Origin of the sequence: Sphingobacterium sp. LRF_L2 (genome assembly GCF_965644235.1) — a bacterium.
Taxonomy (GTDB): Bacteria; Bacteroidota; Bacteroidia; order Sphingobacteriales; family Sphingobacteriaceae; genus Sphingobacterium.
The window spans coordinates 376,052-387,021 of record NZ_CBFFRI010000002.1 but is presented as its reverse complement, the minus strand read 5'-3'; the positions used below and the strand labels follow the sequence as shown (position 1 = coordinate 387,021).

At 38.0% G+C, this 10,970-nt stretch carries 10 protein-coding genes; 3 read left to right on the top strand and 7 right to left on the bottom strand.

The window, feature by feature from the left end:
- Positions 1-171 precede the first annotated feature (171 nt).
- From ACSZOX_RS04950 to ACSZOX_RS04920, 7 genes are all read right to left on the bottom strand, one after another.
- Positions 172-1,806: an alpha-L-fucosidase gene (locus ACSZOX_RS04950; protein ID WP_437918704.1), complete on the bottom strand. Its 1,635-nt coding sequence runs from the start codon at positions 1,804-1,806 to the stop codon at positions 172-174.
- Positions 1,807-2,175: 369 nt separating this feature from the next.
- Positions 2,176-2,946 carry a class I SAM-dependent methyltransferase gene (locus tag ACSZOX_RS04945; RefSeq protein WP_437918703.1) on the bottom strand — a complete coding sequence of 257 codons (771 nt, stop codon included), beginning with the start codon at positions 2,944-2,946 and terminating at the stop codon, positions 2,176-2,178.
- Between the two features lie 412 nt (positions 2,947-3,358).
- A complete protein-coding gene (locus ACSZOX_RS04940) occupies positions 3,359-3,838 on the bottom strand; it encodes a cupin domain-containing protein (RefSeq protein WP_437918702.1) in 480 nt (159 codons plus the stop codon).
- A gap of 22 nt (positions 3,839-3,860) precedes the next feature.
- Positions 3,861-4,919 carry an alpha/beta hydrolase gene (locus ACSZOX_RS04935; protein ID WP_437918701.1) on the bottom strand — a complete coding sequence of 353 codons (1,059 nt, stop codon included), beginning with the start codon at positions 4,917-4,919 and terminating at the stop codon, positions 3,861-3,863.
- Positions 4,920-4,945: 26 nt separating this feature from the next.
- Positions 4,946-6,025, bottom strand: coding sequence for an alpha/beta hydrolase (locus ACSZOX_RS04930; RefSeq protein WP_437918700.1), 1,080 nt, complete (start codon positions 6,023-6,025; stop codon positions 4,946-4,948).
- 132 nt (positions 6,026-6,157) lie between these two features.
- Complete coding sequence (locus ACSZOX_RS04925; protein ID WP_437918699.1) at positions 6,158-6,892, bottom strand: carboxymuconolactone decarboxylase family protein; 735 nt, start codon at positions 6,890-6,892, stop codon at positions 6,158-6,160.
- An 85-nt stretch (positions 6,893-6,977) separates the two neighbouring features.
- Complete coding sequence (locus ACSZOX_RS04920; protein ID WP_437918698.1) at positions 6,978-7,409, bottom strand: nuclear transport factor 2 family protein; 432 nt, start codon at positions 7,407-7,409, stop codon at positions 6,978-6,980.
- A gap of 278 nt (positions 7,410-7,687) precedes the next feature.
- On the opposite strand from ACSZOX_RS04920, the gene ACSZOX_RS04915 reads away from it, so the two are divergent.
- The 3 genes from ACSZOX_RS04915 (at position 7,688) to ACSZOX_RS04905 (ending at position 10,765) form a co-directional block, all read left to right on the top strand.
- On the top strand, positions 7,688-8,581 hold the full coding sequence (locus ACSZOX_RS04915; RefSeq protein ID WP_437918697.1) for a helix-turn-helix domain-containing protein: 894 nt from the start codon (positions 7,688-7,690) through the stop codon (positions 8,579-8,581).
- Between the two features lie 384 nt (positions 8,582-8,965).
- Complete coding sequence (locus tag ACSZOX_RS04910) at positions 8,966-9,862, top strand: DMT family transporter (protein WP_437918696.1); 897 nt, start codon at positions 8,966-8,968, stop codon at positions 9,860-9,862.
- A 279-nt stretch (positions 9,863-10,141) separates the two neighbouring features.
- Positions 10,142-10,765, top strand: a complete 624-nt coding sequence (locus ACSZOX_RS04905) for an HD domain-containing protein (RefSeq protein WP_437918695.1) — start codon at positions 10,142-10,144, stop codon at positions 10,763-10,765.
- The last annotated feature ends 205 nt before the right edge of the window (positions 10,766-10,970 follow it).

Genomic DNA, 10,970 nt, shown 5'->3' with positions numbered 1-10,970 from the left:
GGCACAAAGAAAGAGACACTATTTTTTCAAAATTTTCATAGTATATCGTTTAAATATCAGCGCTCAAAGCTGTAATAATAGGATTTCCATTTACTTTACTGTCTCTTCCTTAAGGTGAAACTTTACCACATGTATCGGTCACTTATCAATGAACAACTAGAATGTTAATGACTATGATATCTTAAACACAAAGGCTATATCATTTCTTTTCGAATGCTTGGGAAGAGTTATTTCCAGATACGCCGAATGTTGTGTAAAACCTAAGCTATCTGCACGACCTAGCATCACTATTTTACTTATTTTTTTTCGCTTGGCATTCGCTTTTCCAAGCGATTTAATAAGGACCTTTTCCTGATCAGGAACTCCCAATATTATGGCAAACAAATCCTTACCTTTTGTCGTGAAACGTATATCTTCCGCAGTGAAAGGTTTACCTTTTCCCTCGTTAAATCCCTGTGCATTTAATTCAGGCGCATTTTCCTGTGCAGGTCCTTCTCCGAAAACATGCCAAGGTCTGCTTCCTATAACAGCCTCTGAATTGACCTGCATCCAATCGGCAATTCCCTCAACTACTCGGCGTGCTTTATCATCTAAAGACCCATCACCGCGCAGTGGCACGCTTAAGAGTAGATTACCATTTTTGCTCACCACATCTACCAACATATGGATCACGGTCTTTGCTGATTTATAACGGTTACTATCATATATCCTCCGATCATAATGCCAAGCACCTATACAAGTACATGTTTGCCATGGTTCGGGTTCTATCCTGTTGCTTTGCCCACGTTCAATATCCCAGACCATACATTTACGTTGCTGTTCATTGAGAATTTTACCATTTATTACGGCCTGCAGTTTACCACCATTCCATTTTTGGTTCTCGTTATAGAAATGTGCTGCGATCTCCAATCCTACATCGCTTATAGGCCATAGTGGGAGCGCTGTATCGTCAAAATATACAATATCGGGACGATAATTATCAATAAGCTCTATTGTTCTATCCCTGAAATTTTCACAATAAGCCCGGGTGGGAACATTAACTCCTGTACTGACGTCCCAGTGCCATTGCTTGTGAATACTATGTCCATCCTCACTACTCTTGCTCAGAGGATGATTCTGTGCATAAAGATTCTGTGGGTCTAGTCCTTGCCACCATCGTCCTTTACCATCTGATTCGGTCAATTTACCGTCAAATGGAATGCCTTTGAATGGCCCATTTTTATCCGATCGCTGGGCTGTTTCATACCATGTCCAAGCATGTGCAGCATGTACGCTTACGCCAAATCGCATACCTCTTTTTTTTGCCGCTCTCTCCCATCCAGCTACGATATCCTTCTTCGGGCCAACTTTTGTGCTGTTCCATTGCTGATGACTACTAGCATACAGATCCAAATTATCGTGATGGTTGGCAAGTGCCATAAAATATTGGGCACCGGTACGGGCATAGAGATCCATTAAGCTGTCTGCATCCCATTGTTCTGCTTTCCATTGGTTTATAACATCTTTGAAACCAAACTCCGAAGGATGTCCATAAGTTTTTACATGGTAGTTATATTGATCAGATCCCTCTTCGTACATCCCCCTAGCATACCAATCGCCACGTTCGGGCTGACATTGTGGCCCCCAATGTGCCCAAATGCCAAACTTAGCATCGCGGAACCACTCGGGAACGCGATACCTCTCTAACGAAGCCCAATCCGGACTAAACGGTACCTTTGCCCAATCCCCTTGACCATACGAAAATTTACTTAAATAAAGCGCTGGAATAGCTGTTCCCAACATTTTAATAACTGTTCTCCTATTCATACCAATTCTTTTATTTAAAATCCGTTGAACAAACACAGTTGCTAGACCTGACAACTTGAGAGTGGCTCTACGGTTTATAAATGGGTTATCATTACACTAACAAATGTAAGATGTTCACCTAAAAACAACGCCTACGTTATCGACTAAAAATTGCACATTATCGACTTCGCAACAATTGAAAGAACGAGATATAAAACTGTATAGTAACCTTCTATACCTAAAAGGGATAAAATATAAAGAAGCCTTAACCAACTTATATAGTTAAAGTTTTGTACATATAAACTAATCTTACAATACTAAAGTATACATTTTACAATCGAGTATAAAAGCCAAACGAAATGTCTTTTATCGATCAAAACAGAAAATTAGCTATACCTTTTTACAAATAATTATAGGTTGATAATACCCTGTTTGTTCTGGCATTAACCAGGTTATACCATCGAATTGGGCTTCCTGGAATATAGCAGTTAGATGATCTCTTTTATATGCTCTATATAATGTTTTTCGCAAATATGTATCAAGTTTTTCTTCTTCATTTTTTATAGTGAAGTGATTGACAGTGTAGATGTCATCTTTTATCCAGTCCCACACTTGAAAAGAAATACTTCTTCGATTTTCGATATCTTTAACTGTAGGTTGTGTACTAAGTGGCTTATCTTCAAGAATTTTATCATAATCCCTGATACTACCTATGAAAAGACCACCTACATTCATTTTTGCCCAAATATTCTTTGCTGTCAACAACATCTCATTGCGATCTAATAAATGAGGTAAAGCATTATCACACGCTATGACAACGTCGAAAACACCCTCCACATCTTTATCAATTGTTCTGAAATCTGCGACTTTAAATGAGATAACAACATTATGCTTATCTGCTTCTACTTTTGCTCTATCAATAGCTTTAGCACTAATGTCGGTACCGTAAACTTTATAGCCTATCGATGCAAGCCCGATTGACTGGGTTCCAATCCCACAAGCACAATCTAAAACCGTTAAAGCATCTGAATTCGCATATCTCTTTATAATTTCGTCTAAAATCAATGCTTGTTGTTTGATTGCTTCTTCCCAACTATCAAAAATTAAATGATAATCCTCAGATAATTCGTCATAAAATTTTACATTAAGGTCTTTACTCATATTACTACAATGCTCAGATTTGGAAATTAACATTATGCAAATGTACGTCACAAATATATTCTTGTAACTAAGTAAAAGAGCAAAAATATTATTCACTCTCGGTTATAATGGGAATAAACAAAAATTAATAAATTTATAACTCGAACGATGCCTTAAGGAATAAGCCTAACTATTTTAGTTAGTGCACTGAAATTCTTAAATGAGACAAAATATCTTCCACAACTTTATCTTAAAAAAAGATGGGAACTCAAGGTTAGCCTATATTCAAAAAAAAACACCAAACGAATGAATGCAAAAAGAATCAGCCCTACCACGTTATGCTGTATGCTATCAGGTCTCATTTTAGTTGGACGTCGGAACTTTCCATAAGACATTATTCTCTTAATTCTATCTATTTACCATAAGGATTTGATCATTGTTTGTATTCTCTATCGGTTACTTCATTTAGCCAAACCGTTTCGCCTTTTTCGCGTCCTGTTATAGCAACTTGGACAAAGGCGGTATCAGCACTTGCACCGTGCCAATGCGGAACATCCGCCGGGCATTTTATCGCATCGCCTTTGCGGAGTATCTGCTTTGGTTTTCCTTTTTCCTGATAATAACCTACACCGTCAATCACCAACAATATCTGCCCTGCAGGGTGGGTATGCCACTTGCTTCTTGCTCCGGGTTCAAAGGTTACATTGCCAACGGATATAGAATTAAGACTATCTGCGTCTATAAGTGATTGCAGGTACGCTGTTCCTGTGAAATTAGCATTGGTTATTTTTTCGCCCTGCGGAAATACAAGATTGCTTTGTTTTTGAGTTTTTTCCATTTCCTTGTTACCGTTGCATGCTGCCAACCACATAACCGATAGCAGCAAACCATATTTTAAATATTCCTTCACCATTTCTATAAAGTTTATGTTACGACTATAAATTCGCCTGATAGAAGTTAAGCAATTTGCTTAGGATCTCTGAGACATATTCAGACTTCCAATAAGTCTGTATATGCGTTGCCCCCTCTACCAAAAACAATTCCTTGTTCTTGGCATTTACCGCTTTGATGAATGCTTCATCGGTCATATATTTTGTATCAGCTTTGCTGCCTGCAATCATCAGCAACGGTTGGTTGATCAATTCAATCTGATCGGTAGCGTCCCAAGTCATCAAATCCATTAAACTGCTTGTGGTGTACAAAAAGGTTGAGTTTGGATGTGCGTGGGTTCTATAATAGTATTCAAATCCCTCACGGTATAAATCAGCCGCCGTTTTGGCGATTTCTTCGTCGCTGATACTCGCCACACCTGACAATGGACTTTTACCACTTGTAGCTTCCTGAGCCCGTGCATCAGATGCTTGTTTGATTCGTAGCGGAATAGTGTTCAGCTGGGAATTTTGAAAACCATTACGTCTTACTTCTCCTGAATTGAACATACTTAATGTAGCTACCGCTTTGATACGCTTGTCAGATTGTGCGGCTTTCAACGTGTATCCTCCACCGCCACAAATACCCAATACACCTAAACGATTAGCGTCGACGCCGGGATATTGCGTAATGTAATCTGCTGCTGCACGAATATCTTCAATGCGGTATTGAGGTTTATCGGTATGACGAGGTTCGCCACCGCTTGCCCCTTGATAGGCTGCATCGAAAGCAATAGTGATATAACCCGCCTCAGACAATTGCTGTGCATATAGTCCTGCCGTCTGTTCTTTTACGCCGCCGTTGGGGTGTGCCACGACTATTGCTCCATATTTCTTTGAAACATCATAGCCCGCAGGTGTATAGACGTTAGCTTTTATATCAAATCCGTTCAGCTTATAGGTTACGGGATGGATGTTTACCAGACCTTTTTCATTTTTGGTTATAGCTCCATCATATACCAACGTAAAAGGATTTTGTTCAGCCTTTTGATGATATTGCGCGTAAACTGTATCTACTGCAAATGTTGTCATAGCCACTGCTACTATTGAAGTCAACTTTTTCATTTTTGTAATAATTTTATGTTTTACCACTATTTATCCAGTCCTTTCTCTTTCAACCAGTCAGCCATAAGGTCGGCCACCTGTACATTGTTCAGGTCAGACATTAAAAAGTGTGTATTGCCATTTATGCCAATTGCTGGAAGGTGTACTACTTTGGCATCGCCTCCATGCTTGTTGATGCATGTTGCCCATAGCTGTGCCATTTCAAGGCCTGAACGCCAGTGATCTTTGTTCCATACTGTAGTCGGTTCTTTGGCAATATTGTCGCCATAGTAAATAACGATAGGTTTGTCCGTCAGCTTTTCAAAATCGGCTAATGGAATTTCCACAGCACTTAACGCACCGAAAAGGCCTGTTGAATTTATAGGATTTGGAAGTTCTCCTTTAGGAAATACAAATCCGCTATAAGGTTCGTAAGCTACCACTGCTTTAACTGCATCATTTTTTATTGCCGTAAGCCAACCAATCCCACACCCCTGCGAGTGGGTAATCAGAATACCTTTTCCGATTTTGTCAAATAATTGTGATACCGCATCAGTAACAACATAGGCATCAAAAGCACCGGTATTTGGGGTCATTTGCCTGTAAAACTGTTCCAAGGAGGCTTTGTCTTTAGGGAACTGCACATCTGGGAAGTAATCGGGATAATTTCCTATCCTGAATTGTGTAAACCAAAATTGTTCGTCCGCAATAGCCCTGATTGTCGCATCAACGGTACTTTTACCCGCTTCGCCACGTCGTGGCTGGTCGAGCAGATACACGCCAAAACCTTTTCTCAAGAAGATGTTTTGGAAGCCCTCACGTCCGTCAGGCGTAGTTTCCCACGTTTTTTTAGACTGTCCTGCTCCGTGTAAAAACACCAATGGTAATTTTTTTGCTTTTGGCGGAATCTGATAGAAAACATACGCGTGGTCGCCGTGCAGCGTTTGCCCGTCGGATTTGAGGGCATTAGCTACCTCAAAGTTTCCTGATGTAGTCAATATTGTGCCACCTATTGCAAAACTACACTGCGTTTCAATAACCAATGGTTTTCGTTTGCTTTTTTTGTTTTGAGCATGTACACCTCCTATCATGGCTATCGTTATTAGTAAAAGTGTGATCTGTTTCATTGCTGTATCATTTATTTTCCAACTCTTGACTTTACTTATGCAGGATAACTTCTTCCGAGATCATAATGTTATCTTCGTTTTATTTACTCTGTTTAGCTTATCAGATCCTAAGATAAAGTTTCTGCTCCTGCTTCAGACTCCTTTAAGCACTTTGTCCAGGATCTTTTGTGTTGATTTTGCTTCATTTTTTCCGATTCTTGATTTCAATACCTCAACGTATTGCCGCAACTGCTCCGGTGTTAAGCCTACATTGAGACAGATAGTCAAATGGCTTTTTAGCATCGGCTCTGCATTGCCAATGGCAGCTATCACAGAAACTGTTACCAGTTCTCTTTGGACATAGCTTAATACATCTCTTTCAAAAATGTCTGCAAACAAATGCTCTTTTAAAAACGTGTCTATGGCTGGAGCAAATGCCGAATAGCCGGAAAGCGTTTCAGGCTGCGGCGTTTTTGTTAGTTCGCCTAAAATCTTTTTCCCACGCTCATACTTGAGCCCAATTTCATTAATCGTCGAAGCCTCCTTGCCAACCTGATCACTAATACCATTGGCTTTTCGTTCTTTCATGACTTCCATAAAGGTTTGCAAGCCTCTGATGCTGCGTGGAAAACCACAATAAGCATATGTGTGTATCAATGCTTCTTTTATTTCATTCACGGTAAGCCCGTTTTCAAGCCCTATATTTAAGGTTACTTTCAGCTTATCCAAATCGCCTATTGCGGTGGATGCGGAAATGGCTATCAAGCTTCGCTCTTGCGGGCTTAGATTTTTTTCTGTTGTTGCCATTTGCTGTGCTTTAATCTGGGTTGTAAACAAGAAAATGGAAATTATTATTGCTATAAGAACTCTGATTTTCAATCGCTTCATTTTCATTCTATTTATATTATAAATTTCGGAACATAAAAAAGAATTGACTTATACTTATTACCTTTTCACTTACCAAAATCACGGATCACAGTAATTTTGTAAATGACAATGACAGTAATACCCAGATATTATCCTCTTTTTGATACACTTCTGTAACCATAAATGGGTTGATAACTTCATTGTTGCCAACGACCGCCAGAAGTGTAATCTTGTTCAGGAGAATGGCTGTATTTCCGACGATATTTACAGAGATATCGTGTATATCTGCTTTTTTGTACCAGATGCCACCGCTTTTGATCACCTCTATTTCACGGTCCTTACCCCAAGCTCCTCCCATATGGACGAATACAGACTTTTCGTGAAATATTGTTTTTAGCTTATCTACATTTTTATCGGCCATCAACTGCCACTTGTCTTTAGAAAGTTCAATGACTTCCTCCTCTTGCGAGGTCCCTTGTGAAAATGCCGACGGTATTCCCATAACGAGTAAGAATAGTCCGAAAATAATTGTTTTCATATTGATCGCTGTTTAAGTGATTATTATCCGTTCAGGGTTTATATTTGATTGCATGGTTGCATTTATTTCTTCCTGTGCTATTTATCATACTTTCACATAAATTGCATCGTGATATAATTATCTCAATTTATTCATATTGCAAAATTCTTGGTAATTATCGATTTGTTATTTATACTGGTTACTGTTTTACTTACCAATATTACTGACTGACAATCTACTGGTTAAAAGCAGGCTATTGATTTAGTAAATTTGTATTGTTTGATTAAAATAATAAGGCAATGGATGGTATCCTGAATTTCAGCACAATAAGGGAGTATAATGTTTTTAACAACAATGAAACGCTGCACCCGTTGGTAAATGTGGTTAATTTAAATAAAGCAGCACCCCGCAAACTTAAACGTCTGCGTTATGAGTTCTACACCGTGTTCTTTAAACAGATTTATTGCGGCGATTTGCGCTATGGACTAAATAATTACGATTACGAGGAGGGCACGCTGATATTTCTTGCACCAGGGCAGGTAATCGGCGAAAATGGAGAAGATTATTATCAACCGCAGGGAATTGCTCTTGTATTCCATCCTGACTTGCTATTGGGCACATCGCTCGGCAAAAGTATAGACGACTATCATTTTTTCTCTTATGCAGTAAATGAAGCACTGCATCTTTCGGAGCAGGAAAGAAAAATCATATTGGATTGTATAGCTAAAATAGAATATGAACTCCAACACGCAATAGACAAACACAGTAAACAGCTTATTGTGAACAATATTGAACTGTTTTTGAACTACTGCACCCGTTTTTATGACCGGCAATTTATAACAAGGGAGAATATTAACAAAGGTATTTTGGAACGGTTTGAAAATTTGCTAAACAGCTATTTTTCATCCGATAAGCCTTTCAGCATAGGTTTGCCGTCTGTAGCTTACTGCGCGGAGGAATTGAATTTGTCGGCCAATTATTTCGGAGACCTCGTAAAAAAAGAAACAGGCGTATCTCCACAGGAATATATTCAATCTAAGATTATCAACACCGCAAAAAACCGAATTTTTGATACTGGTAAATCCATTAGCGAAATTGCATACGAATTGGGATTTAAATATCCACAACATTTTACACGCCTTTTTAAACAAAAAACAGGTATAACGCCTGTTGAATATCGGAATTTGAATTGAGTTGTATAGATTGTTGTATTTACAGTTAAAATTGCAGAAATAGAAGCTAAAATCGAACAGACCAAACAAATCTGACAACTGGTTTTGACATCACTTTACCCTTCAATACTTTAGATTCAAAACTACTCTATGTGGATAAGACAATGTAATAAAACAATACTTTTAATATCATAAACCTAAATAAATTTGTCGATTTTTAAGATGCGACGGACCGTGAAAATTATTTCCTTTTTTTCTTTAAATGCTTTAATTTTGTCGGAGATAAGAACATTTAGAATATAATATCCTGACATTAGAGAAGAAATAGAGGGGATATAATATTGTCTTTTGTAATCCAGCATTACATACTCTAATAGTATAATGTATAGTTATCACTATTGTAGTATGGAAAAAAAACGTTTCTATTTAATCCTCTTAATCATCGGCACTGCTTTTTGGGGCATATCATTCTCTTTTGTAAAAGTTGGGATAGGCAGCAGTTCTCCGTTTGTATTTCTCACCTATAAATTTTTGTTGGCTGGTCTTTGTCTGATGCTGATCTTCCACAAGAAGTTGAAATATATTTCAATTAGCACCTTAAAAATAAGTATTTTTATTGGATCACCTCTGCTCCTTGGGACTATTCTACAAACAATAGGGCTTAAATATACAACAGTATCCAATTCAGCATTTATTACGGGCCTGGATGTACTTTTGATTCCGATACTAAAGTTTCTAGTCTATAAGCGAAAAGTAGAACCCAAAATCTGGATTGCTTGTGGCATCGCGCTAGTTGGATTATTCCTTATAGCCTTGCAGGACAGTCTGTCTCTGAATATTGGAGATATATGGACTATCGCCTGTGCTTTTGGTTTTGCCTTATATGTTTTACAGGTAGGACGTTTTTCTAATGAGAAAAATCCAATTCCTGCTGTTATTATGTTAATGCTATTTTGTGGAATAGGTTGTTTTCTTTGTGCCATTTTCGACAATTCTTCAGTTTGGGTTCCTACTTCTTTAGATTTTTGGAAAGGAATACTGTTTGCTGCAATTCCCGCCACCGCATATATGTATACCGTTCAAAATATTGGACAACGTTATATTGCAGAGGAGAAAGTCGCTCTGACTTATTTATGTGAACCAATTTTTGCAACAACTGCTGGATTTCTGCTACTAAATGAGGAATTGACAATCAGGACTATAACAGGAGGTTTGTTGATTATTTTTGGAATGCTCATCGCAGAGCTAAATTTTAAAAAAAGACGAAAAAGAAAAATCACAAAAGCGAATGGTACTAGGTAATTGAATCGACGAATACAAGACTTCGACTGGCTTTTTTAGATCGCCAATTAAATGCACATATATTGATATGACTAAATAAAAAACTAGAAATAGCAGCTTTTGACTTACACATGCTACTCAAAAAGCATCGAACTATACCTAAATATGTTCCCGTTTCTTTTGTCTATACAGTAACAGACAGACTTTTCTTCCATAGCTCCGTGAAAAGCTTGCGCAAAGATCGTAAGTTTGTGTTCTTTCATCTTGAAGAATAATGTTATGCATGTAGATACTATAAGAATGAAGGCAAATTATGTAAACTGTCTTCTAGAGTACTGCTCGGACGTCGACCTTGTGGAAACTTGTTGGCAACAAGTAATGGATGCTTACAGTGCCCCCCAACGCTTCTATCATAACTTGGAACACCTTCAAAATTTCAGCAATAAGCTTGATTTTTGCAAAAATAAACTCAAAGATTACCCCTCTTTTTTTCTAGCGATGATCTATCATGATATCGTTTATTTTATGAAAGATGGTAGTAACGAAACAAAAAGTGCAGAAGTGGCGGCTGTACATTTGAAAAAACTTGGCTACCCTGTCGAAGGTATTGACCACATCGTACAATTGATTGAGGCGACAAAAACGCATGCCGCATCTATGAATGCTGATGTTAATTATTTTTTAGACGCTGATATGTCCATCTTAGGATCAGATGCTGCCTATTACGATCAATACGCAATAAACATCTGGAAAGAATATGAGCTGTCTCCTCAATTCCCACAAGGACGCAAGCGTGTACTTCAACATTTTTTGGCTATGGATAGAATTTTTAAAACCGATCTGTTTTTTCAGAGATACGAGCAGAACGCTCGGCGAAATATAGAACGAAAAATTGGAAAGCTAGCAAATATTAACTGCTGGTAAATATCTTTCTAAAATGGACTAACGGTTGTCCAATATTGCTATTTTTCTCTACGGAGATTTTATTTTTCCATTTTTAAATAGTTGCTTAACCTTTGTATTTTATGCGTGAATATTTTCGCTCGGAGGTATATGTGTTAAATTTTGTCTTTTGCGAATAGTTAATAATCCATCCAAGTATTGCTGGATAATAAAATTCGCCCGTTAC

Bases quoted from the DNA above. Each gene is read 5' to 3' on its own strand.
- ACSZOX_RS04950 (WP_437918704.1), bottom strand. From the start codon at position 1,806: ATGAATAGGAGAACAGTTATTAAAATGTTGGGAACAGCTATTCCAGCG.
- ACSZOX_RS04935 (WP_437918701.1), bottom strand. From the start codon at position 4,919: ATGAAAAAGTTGACTTCAATAGTAGCAGTGGCTATGACAACATTTGCA.
- ACSZOX_RS04940 (WP_437918702.1), bottom strand. From the start codon at position 3,838: ATGGTGAAGGAATATTTAAAATATGGTTTGCTGCTATCGGTTATGTGG.
- ACSZOX_RS04905 (WP_437918695.1), top strand. From the start codon at position 10,142: ATGAAGGCAAATTATGTAAACTGTCTTCTAGAGTACTGCTCGGACGTC.
- ACSZOX_RS04930 (WP_437918700.1), bottom strand. From the start codon at position 6,025: ATGAAACAGATCACACTTTTACTAATAACGATAGCCATGATAGGAGGT.
- ACSZOX_RS04925 (WP_437918699.1), bottom strand. From the start codon at position 6,892: ATGAAGCGATTGAAAATCAGAGTTCTTATAGCAATAATAATTTCCATT.
- ACSZOX_RS04915 (WP_437918697.1), top strand. From the start codon at position 7,688: ATGGATGGTATCCTGAATTTCAGCACAATAAGGGAGTATAATGTTTTT.
- ACSZOX_RS04910 (WP_437918696.1), top strand. From the start codon at position 8,966: ATGGAAAAAAAACGTTTCTATTTAATCCTCTTAATCATCGGCACTGCT.
- ACSZOX_RS04920 (WP_437918698.1), bottom strand. From the start codon at position 7,409: ATGAAAACAATTATTTTCGGACTATTCTTACTCGTTATGGGAATACCG.
- ACSZOX_RS04945 (WP_437918703.1), bottom strand. From the start codon at position 2,946: ATGAGTAAAGACCTTAATGTAAAATTTTATGACGAATTATCTGAGGAT.